Source organism: Candidatus Fukatsuia endosymbiont of Tuberolachnus salignus (assembly GCF_964030845.1).
Lineage (GTDB): Bacteria > Pseudomonadota > Gammaproteobacteria > Enterobacterales > Enterobacteriaceae > Fukatsuia > Fukatsuia symbiotica.
In genome coordinates, this window is sequence record NZ_OZ034983.1 from 2,108,177 (window position 1) to 2,126,033 (window position 17,857).

21 protein-coding genes and 5 pseudogenes are annotated in these 17,857 nt (G+C 45.0%); 14 read left to right on the forward strand and 12 right to left on the reverse strand.

Annotated elements, in window-relative coordinates; genetic code table 11:
• Positions 1–392 precede the first annotated feature (392 nt).
• From AAHH42_RS10255 to AAHH42_RS10290, 8 genes are all read left to right on the forward strand, one after another.
• On the forward strand, positions 393–716 hold the full coding sequence (locus tag AAHH42_RS10255; protein WP_342221059.1) for a hypothetical protein: 324 nt from the start codon (positions 393–395) through the stop codon (positions 714–716).
• Between the two features lie 55 nt (positions 717–771).
• A complete protein-coding gene (gene ptsG / locus AAHH42_RS10260) occupies positions 772–2,172 on the forward strand; it encodes a PTS glucose transporter subunit IIBC (RefSeq protein WP_342221060.1) in 1,401 nt (466 codons plus the stop codon).
• Between the two features lie 333 nt (positions 2,173–2,505).
• Positions 2,506–2,811 (forward strand): hypothetical protein, encoded by a 306-nt coding sequence (locus tag AAHH42_RS10265; protein WP_342221061.1) that lies wholly within the window; start codon positions 2,506–2,508, stop codon positions 2,809–2,811.
• Positions 2,801–3,415 (forward strand): ERF family protein, encoded by a 615-nt coding sequence (locus tag AAHH42_RS10270; RefSeq protein WP_342221062.1) that lies wholly within the window; start codon positions 2,801–2,803, stop codon positions 3,413–3,415. The genes AAHH42_RS10265 and AAHH42_RS10270 overlap by 11 nt, the downstream gene beginning before the upstream one ends.
• A complete protein-coding gene (locus tag AAHH42_RS10275; protein ID WP_342221063.1) occupies positions 3,415–3,861 on the forward strand; it encodes a hypothetical protein in 447 nt (148 codons plus the stop codon). The genes AAHH42_RS10270 and AAHH42_RS10275 overlap by 1 nt, the downstream gene beginning before the upstream one ends.
• A gap of 44 nt (positions 3,862–3,905) precedes the next feature.
• Complete coding sequence (locus AAHH42_RS10280) at positions 3,906–4,526, forward strand: lambda exonuclease family protein (protein ID WP_342221064.1); 621 nt, start codon at positions 3,906–3,908, stop codon at positions 4,524–4,526.
• A gap of 110 nt (positions 4,527–4,636) precedes the next feature.
• Positions 4,637–5,620: an Rpn family recombination-promoting nuclease/putative transposase gene (locus AAHH42_RS10285; protein ID WP_342221065.1), complete on the forward strand. Its 984-nt coding sequence runs from the start codon at positions 4,637–4,639 to the stop codon at positions 5,618–5,620.
• 247 nt (positions 5,621–5,867) lie between these two features.
• Positions 5,868–6,659, forward strand: a complete 792-nt coding sequence (locus tag AAHH42_RS10290; protein ID WP_342221066.1) for a BRO-N domain-containing protein — start codon at positions 5,868–5,870, stop codon at positions 6,657–6,659.
• 82 nt (positions 6,660–6,741) lie between these two features.
• Here AAHH42_RS10290 and AAHH42_RS10295 read toward each other — a convergent pair whose 3' ends face one another.
• Both AAHH42_RS10295 and AAHH42_RS10300 read right to left on the reverse strand, forming a co-directional pair.
• Positions 6,742–6,939: a type II toxin-antitoxin system HicA family toxin gene (locus tag AAHH42_RS10295; RefSeq protein ID WP_072550974.1), complete on the reverse strand. Its 198-nt coding sequence runs from the start codon at positions 6,937–6,939 to the stop codon at positions 6,742–6,744.
• 3 nt (positions 6,940–6,942) lie between these two features.
• A complete protein-coding gene (locus tag AAHH42_RS10300) occupies positions 6,943–7,185 on the reverse strand; it encodes a DUF1902 domain-containing protein (RefSeq protein ID WP_072550975.1) in 243 nt (80 codons plus the stop codon).
• 292 nt (positions 7,186–7,477) lie between these two features.
• On the opposite strand from AAHH42_RS10300, the gene AAHH42_RS10305 reads away from it, so the two are divergent.
• From AAHH42_RS10305 to AAHH42_RS10315, 3 genes are all read left to right on the forward strand, one after another.
• The gene (locus AAHH42_RS10305) at positions 7,478–8,065 is read left to right on the forward strand and encodes a Rha family transcriptional regulator (protein ID WP_083429657.1); all 588 of its coding nucleotides are present in this window, start codon (positions 7,478–7,480) and stop codon (positions 8,063–8,065) included.
• A 62-nt stretch (positions 8,066–8,127) separates the two neighbouring features.
• Positions 8,128–8,460: an ORF6N domain-containing protein gene (locus AAHH42_RS10310; RefSeq protein WP_072550976.1), complete on the forward strand. Its 333-nt coding sequence runs from the start codon at positions 8,128–8,130 to the stop codon at positions 8,458–8,460.
• 41 nt (positions 8,461–8,501) lie between these two features.
• Positions 8,502–9,266 carry a Rha family transcriptional regulator gene (locus AAHH42_RS10315; RefSeq protein ID WP_342221067.1) on the forward strand — a complete coding sequence of 255 codons (765 nt, stop codon included), beginning with the start codon at positions 8,502–8,504 and terminating at the stop codon, positions 9,264–9,266.
• Positions 9,267–9,427: 161 nt separating this feature from the next.
• Here AAHH42_RS10315 and AAHH42_RS10320 read toward each other — a convergent pair whose 3' ends face one another.
• From AAHH42_RS10320 to AAHH42_RS10345, 6 genes and pseudogenes are all read right to left on the reverse strand, one after another.
• Positions 9,428–9,772 carry a group II intron maturase-specific domain-containing protein gene (locus AAHH42_RS10320; RefSeq protein ID WP_240313809.1) on the reverse strand — a complete coding sequence of 115 codons (345 nt, stop codon included), beginning with the start codon at positions 9,770–9,772 and terminating at the stop codon, positions 9,428–9,430.
• A complete protein-coding gene (locus tag AAHH42_RS10325) occupies positions 9,769–10,743 on the reverse strand; it encodes an IS110 family transposase (protein WP_342221038.1) in 975 nt (324 codons plus the stop codon). Before AAHH42_RS10325 ends, AAHH42_RS10320 begins: the two co-directional genes overlap by 4 nt.
• A 222-nt stretch (positions 10,744–10,965) precedes the next feature.
• Positions 10,966–11,298 (reverse strand): annotated as a pseudogene (locus AAHH42_RS10330) (helix-turn-helix domain-containing protein); the annotation flags it as partial.
• A 67-nt stretch (positions 11,299–11,365) separates the two neighbouring features.
• Positions 11,366–11,605: pseudogene (locus tag AAHH42_RS10335) on the reverse strand (hypothetical protein); the annotation flags it as partial.
• A 198-nt stretch (positions 11,606–11,803) separates the two neighbouring features.
• Positions 11,804–12,031 (reverse strand): annotated as a pseudogene (locus AAHH42_RS10340) (AraC family transcriptional regulator); the annotation flags it as partial.
• A gap of 176 nt (positions 12,032–12,207) precedes the next feature.
• Positions 12,208–12,453 (reverse strand): annotated as a pseudogene (locus tag AAHH42_RS10345) (LysR substrate-binding domain-containing protein); the annotation flags it as partial.
• A gap of 232 nt (positions 12,454–12,685) precedes the next feature.
• Here AAHH42_RS10345 and AAHH42_RS10350 point away from each other — a divergent pair.
• Positions 12,686–13,306, forward strand: a pseudogene (locus AAHH42_RS10350) (transposase); the annotation flags it as partial.
• Positions 13,307–13,350: 44 nt separating this feature from the next.
• On the opposite strand, the gene AAHH42_RS10355 reads toward AAHH42_RS10350, so the two are convergent.
• The 4 genes from AAHH42_RS10355 to radC form a co-directional block, all read right to left on the reverse strand.
• On the reverse strand, positions 13,351–13,968 hold the full coding sequence (locus AAHH42_RS10355; protein ID WP_342221069.1) for a trimeric intracellular cation channel family protein: 618 nt from the start codon (positions 13,966–13,968) through the stop codon (positions 13,351–13,353).
• 240 nt (positions 13,969–14,208) lie between these two features.
• Positions 14,209–14,382, reverse strand: coding sequence for a 50S ribosomal protein L33 (rpmG, locus tag AAHH42_RS10360; RefSeq protein ID WP_072551106.1), 174 nt, complete (start codon positions 14,380–14,382; stop codon positions 14,209–14,211).
• Complete coding sequence (gene rpmB, locus AAHH42_RS10365; RefSeq protein WP_083429672.1) at positions 14,375–14,656, reverse strand: 50S ribosomal protein L28; 282 nt, start codon at positions 14,654–14,656, stop codon at positions 14,375–14,377. Before rpmB ends, rpmG begins: the two co-directional genes overlap by 8 nt.
• Before the next feature lie 413 nt (positions 14,657–15,069).
• The gene (radC, locus tag AAHH42_RS10370) at positions 15,070–15,738 is read right to left on the reverse strand and encodes a RadC family protein (RefSeq protein ID WP_342221070.1); all 669 of its coding nucleotides are present in this window, start codon (positions 15,736–15,738) and stop codon (positions 15,070–15,072) included.
• Positions 15,739–15,962: 224 nt separating this feature from the next.
• On the opposite strand from radC, the gene coaBC reads away from it, so the two are divergent.
• Together coaBC and dut are read left to right on the forward strand one after the other, a co-directional pair.
• Positions 15,963–17,195, forward strand: a complete 1,233-nt coding sequence (coaBC, locus tag AAHH42_RS10375) for a bifunctional phosphopantothenoylcysteine decarboxylase/phosphopantothenate--cysteine ligase CoaBC (RefSeq protein WP_342222062.1) — start codon at positions 15,963–15,965, stop codon at positions 17,193–17,195.
• Positions 17,173–17,631 carry a dUTP diphosphatase gene (gene dut / locus AAHH42_RS10380; RefSeq protein WP_072551103.1) on the forward strand — a complete coding sequence of 153 codons (459 nt, stop codon included), beginning with the start codon at positions 17,173–17,175 and terminating at the stop codon, positions 17,629–17,631. The genes coaBC and dut overlap by 23 nt, the downstream gene beginning before the upstream one ends.
• Positions 17,632–17,857: the final 226 nt, after the last annotated feature.

Sequence of the window (17,857 nt, forward strand, 5' to 3'; positions counted from 1 at the left end):
ACGCAACAAATTCAAGTAATAAGATACAGCCAATCGAAAAATAGACGTATTTTTGAAAATAAATACGTGTTGCATTCTTATTGAATCGCACAAGCTATAAATATTTATCGAACACGCGATTAACTAAAATAATCGTTCGTACTATCATATATTTTATCAACACGGCAAGCACCCCCGCGAAGCAGGCAAGGAAAGCCCACGAAGTAGCCGTCCGAGGCGCATGAAAATCGGAATGATTCGCGAAATAGAATGCCCGATATACCCCGCACAGGCGGATGCTCTTTAACAATTTAGAATTTGGTAGCACTGACAAAGTGCACCCTTGCGTTCACCCGTTGATTTCTGAATAGGTTGTGTCACCAGCTTATCCAGAAATCAATCGGAGGTAAGTTATGGCAACGATTATTTACAAGCCATCGAAACGCAAAGCAATGTATGGCGGTAATGCCAAATACCGCAGACATCAACGCCGTAAAGCGGAAGCCCTCTCTCGTGAGGCGATCGAAAATAGCCTTGATCGGAGAGGGGGCGATCACGCAAAAATAGTGCGTGCTCAACCTCGCTCGGATGTAGATCGGGCAATTGCTCTAGCGACGGCCTTCCCTTTACGTCAAAAGCCGCAGGACAGTATGTACAATCGGCTGATGCCAAGAGCCTGGTTATTTTCTGTGCAAGGAACAAGCCGAACAAAAAAGGCTATTACCGTTTCTGCTTAGCAGCGGTTTTATTACAACACAGCCCCAGGCTGTCCTACCTATTGGAGTGACTATCATGTTAAAACAAAGCTTTGCTCATCTACAAAAGGTGGGGCAGTCTTTGATGCTGCCCGTTTCTGTTCTGCCAGTCGCTGGGTTATTGCTCGGTTTAGGGTCTGCGGGGTTTGCTTGGCTCCCTGTCACCGTTTCACATCTGATGGCCGAGGCCGGCGGGACCGTATTTGCTCATCTGCCGCTGCTGTTTGCTCTGGGTGTCGCGCTCGGCTTGACTCAAAATGACGGCGTGTGCGCCCTGGCGGTGATTGTCGCGTACGCCATCATGGTAAAAATGTTGGCGATTGTGGCACCCTCTGTTGATACCGGTGTATTCGGTGGCATGGTGATGGGCGGGGTCGTCGCTGTGCTGTTTAATCGCTTCCATAACCTCCGTGTCCCCGCGTACCTGGGCTTTTTTGCCGGTAAACGTACGGTGCCGATTATTGCGGGTCTCGTGGCTATCCCTGTTGCCTTGCTATTGGCATTGATATGGTCGCCTGTCGGACAGGGTATCGAGGCCTTTTCACATTGGGCGACCGTGCAAAATCCTGAGCTGGCTTTTGGTGTGCACGGCATGGTGCAACGGACGCTGATCCCCTTGGGCTTGCACCATATCTGGAATGTGCCTTTTCATATGCAAATCGGGGAGTATACCAATGCCACAGGGCAGGTTTTTCACGGAGATATCCCCCGTTATATCGCCGGCGACCCTACCGCAGGGCAACTGGCGGGCGGCTTTTTGTTTAAGATGTACGGGTTGCCCGCCGCTGCATTGGCTATCTGGCACACCGCCAAACCGGAGAACAGAGCGAAAATCGGCGCACTCATGGGGTCTGCCGCATTAACCTCCTTTTTAACCGGCATTACCGAACCGATTGAATTTGCCTTTATGTTCGTTGCTCCGCTGTTGTATGTCATGCATATCCTGCTGTCAGGCTTGGCCTTTTCTCTGGCAATTGCGCTAGAAATGCGTCACGGTACCAGTTTTTCACACGGGCTGATTGATTTTATTGTGCTCAGTCCGCAGGCCAACCGTGTGTGGCTGTTTCCGGTCGTTGGCCTCGCGTATGCCACGCTGTATTACGGGTTATTTCGCCTGCTGATTGTACGTTTTGACCTCAAAACCCCGGGGCGTGAAGCCGGTTTATTACCCTCCGTGCAGCAGGATACCCCTATCACCCCGTTGCTTATCCAGGCCTTTGGCGGCAAAGACAACATTACCGCTCTCAACGCTTGCATCACCCGATTACGGGTCAGTGTGAAAAACAGCAAACAGGTGAATCAACAGGCACTCAAAACCTTGGGTGCACAGGCGGTGATTGTGCTCGGTTCCGGCGTGCAAGCCATTTTCGGTGCACAATCTGAGCAGCTTAAAACCGCGATGGCATTACAGCTCAACACCCCGCAAACACCGCATTAATTTTCTTTTTTCCCCCCTTTTCCTCCAGGCCACTGACCTTTTTTGTCGGTGGCCTTGTCGTGGAAAAAAACCTTCAGGAGCACCGTATGCACCCATGGATTATCACTGCATGGCCTCACAGCACGCCTGCGGAAAAACCCAAACGCAATCAATTCATTGACCTTTTTATCTGGCTAAAAAAAACACTCAACCAACGAGGTGAACCATGATTTTTACTATCCAAGATAACGCATTAATCATCATGATCAACGGTGTGAAGCGAGTTTTCCTTAACAGCGAGCGGGGCTATGCCCGCATGTCTCAAGCGTATTGTAAAAGCAGAGGGCGACTGGCATGACACCCGAGACGCTTATTGAAGCACGAAAAATAATGAACACGTTCAGTGATCAAGATTGGCACAACATTAATGAACAGGCGGAAGAGTGGGACAAATATTTCACCTTTGACCACATCGCCCAGCTCTTTAAAAAATTGCCCCATTTTGATAGTGAGGCTTTGTCCCTCGCCTTGGCTGACACTGAACCCGATGACATCGATGAGGCATTTTTCAGCATTTTTATCTCAAAAGCAAAGTGGATGTTAGCCAAAGAACGGCTCTACCACCGTGATGAATACAATGAGGTCTATTATGGAGAATAAAGCATTTTATCTTAAGCTAGCGACTATTCAACGTGAACTCAATGCACCGAAAAATCAATATAATACCTTTGGCAAATACCACTACCGCAGCTGTGAAGACATTTTGGAAGGCGTTAAACCGCTGCTGGGCGACCTGTTTTTATCAATAAGTGATGAAATCGTACAAATGGGCGATCGCTATTACGTCAAAGCGACTGCAACCTTGACGGACGGTGAAAATTCGTTTCAGGCCTCCGCAATTGCACGGGAAGAATTGAACAAAAAAGGCATGGATGCGGCACAGCTGACCGGGGCAACCAGCTCCTACGCGCGCAAGTACTGCCTGAACGGCCTGTTTGCGATTGATGATGCCAAAGATGCCGACACCGAAGCTTACAAGCAGCAAGAAAACAAGGGGACCCCACAAACGAAGCCCACCGCTGCACGCACCCCAGAACAATACCTCACCGATTTCACCCACTGGGCGCATCAATGCAAGGATAAAGTGGCCTTACAGGGGGCTTATAACCGACTAAGCCAGTTGCTTATCCAGCAGCCTGATTTAGCACAAAAAGCCAACGACATTTATCTCACCCACTCAGCAACCTTAGAAAAGGCAGCCTAATGGCACATACCATCACCCTCAAACTCCAACAGGCCGCCAGAGAATTTGCGGCCACTGACGCCATCGGCTTCGCCCTACGGGGTGGCGTTAAATACTACGATCGCAAATTAAAAACCCATGCTTTCACTAACTACCAGGCGGTACTGTTCGCCAAAGCCGGCAATCAAGCAGATTTTTACCGCGAAACACTCAACCCAGGCGCCATCGTTGAGCTCTTCGGTGAAAGCATCAAAATCGACACCTACGAAGGAAAAAACGGGCAAGCGATCGTCCTGGAACTGAACAATGCCCGATTAGGTTTTATCGAAGCGGGTGGAACACAACCACAAGGACAGCAGCGGCAACAAAATCAGCAGTTGTGGGGACAGGCGTCTATGAAGGCGGTGTCACAGCAGCAATGTAACCCCACGCCACCGATTGCGTTTGATGAACCCATTCCCTTTTAAATCAAACTCAGTCTTTACGGATAACACAGCTATCGAGGTAAAAAATGGAACAACGAACAGACGAGTGGTTTGCTGCCCGCTGTGGCAAGGTCACAGCCAGCAAATTGGCAGAGGTGATGGCAAAAGTCAAAACAGGCGACGCCGCAACGCGAAAAAAATACAGGGCCGAGCTGATTTGCCAGCGTCTGACGGGGAAACGGGAAGACACCTTTGTCACACCTGAAATGAAGCACGGGACGGCACTGGAACCCGTCGCCCGTGAGGCTTACATCTTGCGTGAATTTGCAGTAGAAGTCACGGAGGTCGGTCTCGTCGACCACCCCACTATTGAGGGGTTTGCCGCCAGTCCCGACGGACTGGTTAATGAGGATGGCCTCATCGAAATCAAATGCCCAAAAACCTGGACACATCTGAAAACGATAAGAACAGGTGAACCAGAAAAAAAATACCGCCTGCAAATGCATGCACAAATGCTGTGTACGGGGCGTCGATGGTGTGACTTTGTCAGCTATGATAATCGACTGCCTGACACATTAGCCTACTTCAAAAAGCGCATTCACTTTGATGAGGCACTGGGCAAGGAAATTGAAACAGAAGTGCGCAAATTTCTGCAAGAACTTGAAGATGAAATCGAACAGATTAAAACGTATGGAAAAGTGGCATGAAGATAACGCCGCTGAAAAAAAGTGATCGTCTACCGGATGAAATACGCGTAGAGTTGCCTGTCGATAATATCGACGCCACATTGTAGAGAGAACCCCAGGGAGAGCATGCCGTGCCTGACATATCGAAACCTCATGATAAACTATTTAAAGGCACCCTACAGCATCGACAGATTACGTTGGATTGGTTGAAGGCACATCTTCCAAAGAGGATCCTGAAATTAATTGATATCTCCACGTTAAAGATGGTACCCAACGAGTTATCCCCTAAATGGCCTGATACGCTGTATAGCGATGTGGTTTTCAGTTGTAAGATTAAAGGCCAACTGAGCTACATCTATATTTTGGCGGAACATCAAAGCAGTGATGATGAAATGATGGCATTTCGTATCCTCTGTTACGTTGTCGAGTTGATGAACTACCACTTAAAGCAGGGTCATAAAAAATTGCCGATTGTGTTGCCTTTAGTGCTCTATCACGGAGGAAAATCGCCTTATCCCCACTCACGAGCAATCTGGGAATGTTTTGAGGAGCCAAAATTAGCAAAAAAATTGGCACTGAAACCCTTTCAACTGATTGATTTAACGGTCATGTCAGATGAAGAAATAAATACACATGGTTTAGCGTCAGTGATGGAAATCTTATTCAAACACTACCGCGAAAAGCAATCTCCCCTCACCTGGTTAGAGGCGTTGTTATCTGAAGAGAAAATGACTACAATTTACACACAAGTGAGCCGTGACTATTTCAAAGACGTACTGAGGTACTTTATTGAAATATGTGGTAGAGCCAGTGATTTGGCAGAGTCAGATGATCTGGACAAGTCATTAGCACTGTGGCTTAATTCCGTTCCACAAGCAAAGGAAGACATTATGACATTTGCACAACAACTCGAAAAACGGGGCGAAAAACGGGGCATAGAACAGGGCATGCAACAGGGCATGCAACAGGGCATGCAACAGGGCATGCAACAGGGTGAAAGACAAGCTTCTCTAAAAATGGCTAAACAGCTTCTTGCCAGTAATGTGAGCCGTGACATCATTAAAAAGATAACGGGCTTTTCTGAAGAAGAGCTGGATAGCATGATGTTGCATTAAGCTGACAGCACCCCTCTAGGCTTAGCAAGTTGAGTCACCTGCTTCATAAACCGCAGACCCCGGTTATGCGGTTTTCTTACACCCATACTTTACTACGGTTAGCTAGCTGTCGCCAAACAACGTTAGAAAAGATCGTGTGCAACAAGCACTAGTGTAGACCTATTGAAACCTTCCCTTCTACAAATTTCTGCCTGTTAGCCAATGAATACTTTTTCAACTCATGTCGTTTTAATACGGAGAATTTGCTATGCCCACAGATAGCCAAACGCAACTCATGATCTTTAAAACCGCAGATTCAAATATTGAACTTAAGGGCATGTTGTATAATGATAAACCTGTATTTTTTGCGGTGGAACTCGCAAAAGTACTAGGGTACACAGACCCGCATCAAGCATTAAAAAATCATTGTAAATCATTGATTAAAATTAATTCCGTTGAATTAACGGAATTAGGATTGGGGTCACGACCAAAGGGGATTATTTTTGCCACCGAAGCCGATGCCTACCGTCTGATACTGAAAAGCAACCTTCCCTCCGCTGAGCGTATTCAGGACTGGTTATGTGAAGAAGTCTTGCCCGCACTGCGCCAGCAAGGTAGTTATCATATAAAAAGGACCCACCGTGACGAAGGCAGTGGATTACCGGAATTTCGAAAGGCAAGAGCGATGCAGATAGCGATGGAGGTGGCAGAAAAAACATTTGCATGGGCCACAGATCTCTCCTCTCTATCACGACAAGTTGTTATTGCCGGGCTGATTAATCCGTTGGCCGGTTGTGAGGTTGTCCCCCTTCCTTTACTTATCGAAAAGCTTTATACAGCAGGTGAAATCGGTAAACTGTTTGATATGTCGGCAAACAAAATTGGGCGTATCGCCAACGACAATGACATGAAAACCGAGCAATACGGTGAATTTTATCTGGATAAATCTCGTCACAGTGATAAGCAAGTGCAAGCGTTTCGCTATAACAACCACGCACTCAACAAATTCAGACAAATTCTTATCGCCGAACAGGAGACGAAAGAAAATGCACGGGTTTAACAGGTCAATGAAAGGAACAACTGTGGGCTATATTTTACATGTATCTGTAGAATGAGATGCGGGATTTTAATCCTAGCCGATATTATATTTTGGTGTTTATTCCTGCCTGACGGAGAATTGCATTTGCTGTATTTTTAGAAAAAATAGTAACAGGAACACTGAAATTTTTATTGTTTAACGGACTTTTCCAGATCTCGTGACTGCCTTTTCCTTGTCGGATAAAACGACAATGGTGATCAAGCAAAACATCCCGCAACTGTGAATAAATACCTTGTCCCATGAGCTACAATGCGACCCGAAAAATTGACTCTTGTTCTTGCAGAAAAGTGATCCTGATTTGATCGGATATGTCTCCAAATCCATTTTCAACGTAAAGTTCAGGCGCAATTTTCCATATTCTTGAGGTTAATTCTTCGTAACTGTTAGCTTCGGTTACAAGGCCGAGGTCATCACAAACGCCGATCCATATACGGTCTTCATGAGTCACTGTAACATTAAACTTAGATTTAAATGCGACTTGTGCCATAGAAAATTCCTCCTTTAGCTATGCTGCAAGTCTAACTTAATTATCGTATTGACGAAAGGAACAACTGTGGGCTATATTCGCTACAGGTGCTGAACACACCCAGTAAGCGGAATCCCGCGCCCGAAAGCTTTGCGGTTTTTTTTCGTCCATAGATTGTTATGGTCGGGTAGCGAGCAGCTATACAATACCTCTGCCGAGGAGGGAAAAATGCTGGCCGTCTTACTGCGGTGTTCAAGTACCCGACCACCCATCTGAACAATGGGTAATTTGAACAAACAGTAAGGATGTAATCATGACTACTCAACTTTTAGCACTAACTCCAGAAGTTATTATCAATAACGGCAAAGCTGTCACTACCTCCCAAGCTGTAGCTGGCTATTTCTCTAAGCTACACAAAGATGTGCTCAAAAAAGTAGATACTTTGAATTGTTCATTTGAATTTAACGAGCGTAATTTTACGCCCGTTGAATATACAGATGCCAAAGGTGAAAAACGCCCCATGTACGAAATGACCAAGGACGGCTTTATGTTTTTGGTTATGGGATTCACTGGAAAGAAAGCGGCAATATTCAAAGAAGCCTACATTGCGGAATTTAATCGCATGGAAGCTGAGTTATACGATACTTCAAGAATATCCAAGAACAATAGCAAACCCACCCAGATTGAAATAGATTGCTATCATATTCAAGCATTTATGGAACATTTTACCGCCATTTCTGATGCGTGGCGGCATGAAATATATCCAGCATTAGTAAAACTAAATTCACCCTTAGCCTATCGTCTTTGTGATCGTTTCAAAGATGGGATGGTATTCGCCAATTTTGTTAATAGAAGCCTAAAAGCCCAGCTCCCCACTGGCGCAACACCAAGACGTAATTAATCTCTCATCCCGGTAACGTACCGGGATTCTATGAATCGCAATTCATTTGTGAGGAATTTTGCATGCCAAATATCATTGATATTCATCAACAAGCCCCATTAAATCCCGAAAACTTACCGGTGATCATCTACCACAAGCAGCGCGTCATCAGCACCGAACTGTTGGCACAAGGTTACGGCACTGATGGTAATAACATTCAGCAAAATTTTAAACGGAATAAGGAGAGATTCATTGAGGGCAAGCATTATTACAAGGTAGAAGGTGAAGAGCTTAAAGCGTTCAGGAACCAATTGACAGTCAGTCGGTTAATAAACATACAACACGCTGGAATCATCCCAAGATGGGTACCTTTTCGGTTATCGGGTGGGAAGTGCCCGCAAATCACACTTCACTGATGAGTTAATCACCACATAAATTCAAGATAAGGAATTTCTCTATGTCAAATGTCATCACTATCTATCAACAGGTAAAAATGTCTAGCCGTGAAATTGCTCAACTAACGGATAAACAGCATAAACATGTTCTCGATGATTGTCGAAAAATGTTCGAATCGATCAACATTCAATCGGCCGAGTTTTCGGCCGATTACAAAGACGCCAGTGGTCGCACTTATCAGGAATATTTACTTGACCAAGATTTAACCATGACATTGGTCATGGGCTACAGCATTTCGCTACGCTATAAAGTCGCCACTCGCTGGCGTGAGCTGGAACAGAAAACAACACGGCCTATCTGCGTATTGCCTAATTTCGAAGATCCCCCTGTTGCGGCTATGGCATGGGCAGAGCAGTTTCGTGAAAAAACCAGGCTAGCCTTAGTGAACAAAGAACAGGAAGCGGAATTAAAGGAGTTGAAGAACCTGTTTAAGGAAGGAATAACGACCACTCAGTTTTGCAAAATGCTCAACGGTATTAATATACAACAGATTAATCACTGTTTGGCAGAAAGAAATTGGCTTTATAACGAAAGTAAATCCCATATCCGCTGGCGTGCAACCTCTTATGCGCGTGACCGATATTTGACGGAACATCAACATAAAATCAGCATTCATAGCGGTGATGACTTTATCAAGTACCAACCCGTTTTACTGCGCAAAGGGGCAATCCGATTGTTTGACCTCTACCGCAAAAATAAGTTGCCAATGAAAACCCATTGGAATGGGCACTTCACCCACGAAAAAGAACTTAGCATCGCATCATAAACCAACGGAGTCACATACCATGAAAACATAAACATTTACAACAAGATTATAAAACAGTAGAGTAGGTCTCTGGTTTGACATCATCTCCCCAGCGACCTCTCGTCAAACCGTGCTTGCAGTTTTCCCGCACACGGCTTTCCGACTGTCTTCTTTCCACAGCGTTACGACGGCACAGGTCGGGCATACCGACTCCCTTCATCTCCGGTTACGGACAGGCTGTACAGCTTAAACAGCCCGTGGTAATCGTAGAACCAGGACGGCGGGTGGTCCCTCCACCCCTTACCCCGTTTCTTGTGCTTCTTCCGCAACATGATGCAGAGTGTCCATATCGTGTAATTCGCTATGCTCAAGAAATGCTTCCTTGAATTACCTGTCTTGAAGTAATTCCCCCATCCGCGAAGAATCGGGTTTACCTTTTCTTTCACCAATGTGGGCCAATCCCAGTGCTGCCCTTTTCGGACAACATCACGGATTTTCTGCTTAACAGATACCGTCTTGCCCATCATGATGCAAGTGCTATTTTTGTATCGAATGGGATGCCTGATTTCAGCACACCATACGCCAGTTGGAGTAATTTGCGCATTGCCGCACAGACGCCCATTTTACCCCCTTTATGGCGTGATACGAGTCGTTGCCACTGTGCTTTCACTATCGGATTACAAGAAAGGGCAGCCAGAGCGGGCATATACAACGCTTTCCTGAGCTCGGTATGACCCCGTTTTGATAGGCGGCTCCGTCCTTTAAATAAACCTGATTCACAAAGTTTTGGGTTAAGCCCGGCATAGGCCACCACTGCCTTACTGTTAGTGAATTTTGACACATTACCCACATACGCCAGCAAACTGGCACTTAGTATTTCACCGATACCAGGAATACTCTCCAGCAACGCTTTATTTTTCTTTAAGTCAGGATCGTTATCGATATGGTTTTTTATTTTTTCTTTGGTGGCCTGGATTTGTTGTTTAAGTGCAGAAATGATTTCAAGCAGTGAGGATTGAACGACATCGTCAGCCACTGATTGCCGATTTTCTTGCATTTGCCTCATTTCCTCTAAACTCTTTAGATGGCGTACTAGCGCGGTTAATTGACGTTCGCTCAAGGGAGGAGGAGTCCAGAGGACAGGTGTATGCAGTGCGCAGTAGCGCACTATCATTTTTGCATCCCCCTGATCCGTCTTGTTCCGACTCAGTTCACTCTCACCAAAGGCATGAATACGTGATGGGTTTTCTAGGCTGACGTCAATGCCATTATCAACTAAGAACATAGCCAGTGGAACACTGTAACTCCCTGTGGCTTCGAGACAAATATGACAATCCCCGTAAGGGATAAGCCATTTCAGTAGTTGGCTAAATCCAGAGGGGGTATTCGGGAATGCTTTTGTTTTATACTTTTTTCTCTCTACCCACACTGCAACATCGAATTTTAATTTGGCAACATCAATACCCACTGCGGTCTTGTCCATGGCTGATTCTCCCATGAAAAACAGATAATTAAATGATCGCCCCGACCTTCCTTATAAATACGTGCTCTTAGCACAAGATACCGTTCGGTCTTACAGGCGACGATAAATATGTCACCGGGGTTTTATCTGACTGCACAAGCTTTAAGCCTAAGGGCGCAAACAAACTCTCCGGTGACATCCCAATGATCAGTTGGGGATCATCAACCTTTGAAAGTTAATAATCAAGATATAAGGGTGCAACCAAACCGAGCGAACACCACTGCCGGAAATCATTATCCCCTGTCGGTTAAGTTCATTCGCCACACGGTGCTGACCATAAGCAGGATAGTCGTAAGCCATATTCACCACCGCTTGTTCTATATGCGGCTCCACTCGATTTTTTTCGAGTGGTTTTTTACGGCTTATTTCCACCAAGGCTGGCTCACCTCCCTGCTCATACAGCTTTTTAAAACGCTAATAACTGTCTCTGCTGTAGCCCATGACTTTACACGCTGACTGAACATTACACAGCTGTTTTGCCAGGTCAAGTAAGCCGAGTTTCGGTTTGATTATTTTTGCTGTTTGATTCATTTCTAACACGCCTTCATTTAATATTAAATATATTGAAATGTCAGATTAAATTCAAACTTTTACATCAATGAAACAGCTCTATCTTCTTACTCCGTTTTTTTGCTAGCACAGTATCATCCGCAATCAGTAAACAAGGCGCTCCCCGCTCAATCGAGGGCGTGACAAGTTGCCACAACTCTTTGGGACGAAAACAGCGGCTCTTTAACCTGCGAATTACGCTATCATGGGATACCCTCGACGGGCTCACTTCTGACAACGCCAGACCAGAATATCTCACACTATAGCAGGCGCCATGTAACGTGATCACTTTTGTTAATAAATATTAATTAATATCAATATGTTATTTCTGATTTTCATAATCAACTTATACGGCCCCTGCCATACTCCCTTGTAAAAATGCTTTATAAAGGTCTTTCGTACATGGATAACCTGACATCTCATTACCATTCTTATCTTTTTTTCTACTCTCTTTTTACCATCATTTATTACAGTGCGAAACTCGTGACGGATTGAATGCCAGCCTATACGAAGCATGTTTTAGCCTCATCAATTGGATATAACGCCAGACCGGAATACCGCAGTAGCTGGAAAATTGCCGGTGAAAGTGATACGGCGAAAAGTTTGCCACTTCACTAAGCTTCTCCAACGAGAGCGAATCATCTAGATGGCGTTCGATGTAGTTAAATACCGGATTAAATCGTTTTGCGTAGGTATCAGTTTTATCGTCGTGCATTACATCTTCCCATTGCATCCTCCATTTCGATCACACTATGCCTGGACACAAAAGATAAAGCCTGACTGATCTTGCTGACCTTTGTGTTTCGATTGATGGAACCTGTACTACTATAGCGGTGCGGTATAGTACAGCACGGGCCAATGGAACGAAGAACAGGCTAAGCGGAGTCTATTCTATCTGACTACTTCTAATATGTTACCCAATCCCTGATGCATAAAATCAATAAGCGCCCTTGTCTTTACCGGCAAATAGCGACGATTTGAATAAAGTACGAACAATTGTAATGGGGCCGCCGGCTGTTCAAATTCAACCTCCATTAAGCGTCCATCGGTAATACTGGACTGGCAGGCTTGTCTCGACAAAATAGCAAAGCCAACGCCAGAAACCGCAGCACGTAAGGCCATCTTTCCACTGTGGACGAGAGTGCCCGTTCACCACTATTGTTTTATCGTTGTGCAGAAATCAAAACCATCATCGGCCGTTCTACTTCTTCAGTCAGCGCCGGGTTCTTCGCAATCTGCTGCTGACAGGGGAATTTATATCGCATCTGAGTCTACGTTTTATCGGGTGCTCAAAGCTAACAAATTGTTCACTCCTAGATGTCGAGAGAGAAGTTATAAGCGCCCATGCGCACAAAAAACGACAGCACCGAATCAAGTATGGTCCTGGGATATCAGTTATTTACCAACACCTATAAAAGGCCGGCATCTTTACCTCTACATGATGATGGACATTTTCAGTCGGAAAATTGTGGGGGCAGATGTTTTTGAACAAGAATCCGGCGAACAGGCTGCAGAGCTACTGCAACGATGCATCTGGAGAGAAAAATGCGCTGACAAAAAAATTATTCTTCACTCAGCTAATGGTAGTCCCATGCGCAGTTATACCCTGTTGGCGAAAATGTGCGATCTGGGGGTAATTAGTTCATATTCCCGCCCGCGAGTCAGTAATGATAACCCTTATTCTGAATCATTGTTTCGAACGGTGAAATATTGCCCCCAGTGGCCGCCCGAGGGTTTTACCTTGCTCAATGATGCCAGAACCTGGGTAACCCAGTTCGTGGACTGGTACAACCTTGAGCATAAACACAGTGGTATCAAATAGGTTACTCCAGATGAGCGTCATAGGGGAGCAGACAGAGAAATATCAGCCAAACGGAAAGCCGTCTATGGATTAGCTCGAGCTAAAAAACCCGAACGTTGGAGCAAAGGCTGTCGTAACTGGAATTTTATTCATGAAGTGATGCTGTATCCGGAAGCAAATGCTGCATAAAATTAGAAATAAGGCGACAACTAGCTTGAAAAACAGCGAAGAATCTATCTATCCTGATGTTCATAATTAAAAATAGGCAAGCCTAAACGAAATCGTAATGCAAGTAATCGGGCGCTCAACCCCACTACCAGGGTAATAAAGACAATCCAGTTGTGTGGCAAAACAGTGTACTGAAGTGCTATATAAATCCATGACGCAGCAAAAGATATCCCCGCATAAATCTCCTTCTGGAATACTAAGGGAATACAGTTGCAAAACATATCACGTAATACACCGCCAAAAACACCGGTGATCACCGCAGAGATAGCTGCGATAATGTTACTGTACCCCATATCTAGAGCAACCTGGGCACCAATAATTGAAAACACAATTAATCCGATGGCGTCAAGCACCAGAAACAGCCGCCGCAGATGTTTCATCAGGGGGGCAACCCAAGTAGTGATGATTGCGGCAACGGCAACAATAACAATGTATTTAGGATGTTCGACCCAGCTCAAAGGATAATGACCTAACAACATATCTCTAACTGATCCCCCGCCTATAGCGGTTACAGAAGCAATAATAACGACACCAAAGGTATCCATCTGACGACGACCGGCAGCTAATGCACCTGTCATCGCTTCCGCGGTGATGCCAACAATATAAAGGATACTAAGTAACATAGTGGCTCATAACGATTTTAAATAGGCTCTAAGAAAAAATAAACCTCGCATAACCCGCTATGGTGTGCATGCAAGGTTACGTGATACTAGCAATCCTCACGTACTCGTATGTACACAGCGGTTGCTGTGTGCTTTTACTTCACATAACAAACAGACAGTTTTGCAAAAAGTCTAATATAACACTGATGCTACATGGAAAAAAAACCCGACCAAGGCCGGGTTTTCATTACGCCAACAAAACTACTTAATCTTCGCTTCTTTATACATTACGTGTCGACGGACAGTTGCAGTAGGATCAAATTTCTTCAATTCTAATTTTTCCGGCTTAGTACGTTTGTTCTTTGTGGTGGTATAAAAATGCCCCGTACCAGCAGAAGAAACGAGTTTGATCTTTTCACGAGCATTTTTAGCCATGATTCAGCTCCTCAATACTTTTTTTTCCAAGATTTTTCTTTGTGGGATCGGAGATGATGCCGAGGCCGATTAAAACCGTTTCGACACCCTTTTTATCAATAACTCGCATACCTTTAGCAGACACACGCAAAGTGATAAAGCGTTTTTCCTGTTCAACCCAAAAACGGTGACGATGTAAGTTAGGTAGAAAACGGCGTTTAGTCGCATTCATCGCATGAGAACGTTTATTACCGCTCATCGGGCGTTTGCCAGTAACTTGGCAGACTTGAGACATATTTATTTCTCCAAAAATCAAATCAGATCGAGCTTCACAGCAGAATATAGCTGCCTCATCAGGTTTTAGAACAGGCCTCTTGCGAAAGCTGAAAGTTACCTAAAAGCCGAAGGCTACTTGAAACCGGCCACTTGCTGCGTAATGTGGATCCTGCATCACAAGGCATCCCCAATCTTCATGTATTCTGCTGTATACATTCCGCTTGCTGTACTTCGTATGCTTTTCTCCCTCCGCTACAGTTTCGCAAAAGGTCTAATCAAATCAGAAACAGCCAAACGGGTCAAAAACCTACCTAGAGATAGATCCTTCACACCGAACCCAGAGTTCCTAAAAGTCGCGTAGTATACGCCTTACAACGTCAGTGCTCAAGTCCCGAACGAGCAAACACCTTCGAAGGACAGCGAAAAATATCTTTACATCCAACCACGTTCAGCAAAGGAGACACATTCACCATGACCGATAACAAAATGATCTAGCACCCTAATATCTAACAGCGAACAAGCTTTAATCACTTGTGCAGTCATCAAACGATCGGCTTTACTCGGTTCCGCCCTTCCTGATGGGTGGTTATGAGCCAAAATCAATGCTGCAGCATTAAATTTTAATGCTTCCCGCACAATTTCTCGTGGATGAACTTCAACACTGCTGATGGTACCAGCAAACAATTCCTCATGGCGAATAACACGATGCTGGTTATCCAGAAACATCACTAAAAAAATTTCACGATCGCGATGAGAAAGAATACTTTGTAGAAACTCACGGGTGACTTTAGTGTTACACAACGCACTTTCTTTCGCCAAATAGGAAGCGGAGCAGCGGCGCGCCAGCTCCGATATTGCCTGAATTTGCGTATATTTAGATTTTCCCATCCCTTTTTGAGCACAGAGCGTCTGATAGTCGGCAGACATCAAACTGTACAATGAACCAAACTCTGTAACCAGATTTTCAGCCATCGCCACCACGTGCAGTCCTGACATTCCAGTACGCAAAAAAATAGCCAACAGTTCCGTATCAGTCAGTGCCACCGCCCCAAATTTTAGTAATTTTTCCCGAGGTGGCATAACACCAGACCATCTGTCCATCCATGACTCCTGTTTTTTTACGCACCGCAACTTTTCAATATTATTCGGTACTCTTCAAGACCTTTTAGCACCACATTGATTCAATATTATCGGTTGATAAGTATGACATTGAACATTTTCCAGGACGATCTTCCTAACAGGAACATGCGAAGTACCTCGCAAATTTGTTCAACGATTATGCTAACATATTGTTTCTTTCTTCTCTGATAAGGATAATTGTGATGATGGAGTTCGTCGACAATCGTACCGAACTCACTGGCAAACGTATTGTGCTCGGTATTAGTGGAGGGATTGCTGCTTACAAATGCCCAGAGCTAGTGCGCCGTTTACGTGATAAGGGTGCAGTAGTACGTGTTGTAATGACCGAAGCGGCTAAGGCTTTTATTACTCCACTCACATTACAGGCGGTTTCGGGTTATGCCGTCGCTGACAATTTGCTCGATCAGGCCGTAGAAACGGCAATGGGGCATATTGAGTTAGCTAAATGGGCTGATCTTATCGTTATAGCGCCGGCTAGCGCGGATTTACTGGCACGTGTTGCTGCCGGTATGGCGAATGATCTGTTGACAACCCTTTGTTTGGCCAGTTCTGCTCCCGTTGCCGCTATCCCCGCGATGAACCAACAGATGTACCATGCCAGCGCTACTCAGGCTAATCTACAAGTGCTAGCAAGTCGCGCGATTCTACTGTGGGGGCCAGGTAGTGGCAGTCAAGCTTGCGGTGATATTGGCCCTGGTCGGATGCTTGAACCTTGTGAAATAGTTGCTCTAGTACAGAGTCATTTTTTTAGCAAGCAAGACTTAAAGAAGCTACGCATCATGATTACTACTGGACCAACACGTGAAGCACTGGACCCGGTACGTTTTATCAGTAATCAAAGTTCAGGCAAAATGGGTTTTTCTATCGCTCAAGCAGCGGCAAAACGTGGAGCACAAGTGACCTTGATTTCTGGGGTGGTGCATTTAGCAACGCCGCCAAGCGTAAAACGTATTGATGTGATCAATGCATTGGAGATGCAGCAAATTGTGCAGCGAAACGCGGCAACACAACATATTTTTATTTCTTGTGCCGCCGTCGCTGATTATCGTGTTGAACAGGTATCAGATAAAAAAATCAAAAAACAGGGCGAAGAAATCATGCTAAAAATGGTCAGAAATCCAGATATCGTTGCTGGTGTAGCATCAATGATGGATGACCGTCCATTTGTCGTTGGATTTGCCGCCGAAACCGATAATGTGGAAGAATACGCTCGACAAAAATTGGTACGAAAAAATCTGGATCTTATTTGTGCTAACGATGTATCCCTTGAAAAAAATGGGTTTAATAGTGATACCAATGCATTGCACCTTTTTTGGTCGACAGGAGAAAAACGTTTATCGCACAGCGATAAATCTCTCCTCGGTCAACGTTTATTAGATGAGATTATTAGCCGTTATGAAGAAAAAAATCGACGTTAAGATAATGGATCCTAGAATGGGTAAAGAATTTCCCTTACCGACATACGCAACTGCCGGCTCGGCGGGGCTGGATTTGCGGGCCTGTTTAGATGAAGCGTTAGATTTAGCACCAGGAGAAACCACGTTATTGCCAACCGGATTAGCTATTCATATCGCCGACAGCAGCTTGACTGCCATGATTTTGCCGCGCTCTGGATTAGGCCATAAGAACGGCATTGTTTTAGGTAATCTGGTCGGATTAATTGACTCAGATTATCAAGGGCAATTGATGGTATCTATATGGAACCGCGGTAAAAAATTTTTCACTATCGAGCCTGGTGAGCGTGTTGCTCAAATGGTGTTGGTGCCTGTGGTACAGGCTGGATTTAATATTGTTGAAGAATTTACCAATAGTGAGCGTGGCACTGGTGGTTTTGGTCATTCAGGGCGTCAATAAACATTAGACTTCTTGTAAAACCGTAATTCGTTATGCGAAGTCGATGCACCCGAAGCACAGTAACCGCAGTGTACACACGCAAACATGAGGATTGTGAGCACCATGTAACACCGAGTTCATACCACGCAGTAGGTATGCAAAAGGTCTATTTAGTAAAACTGTAGCAAGCACCGTGACATTAATTTGAGTGATTTTGATTGAACCTGTTCGAAATCGTCGTAAGCAC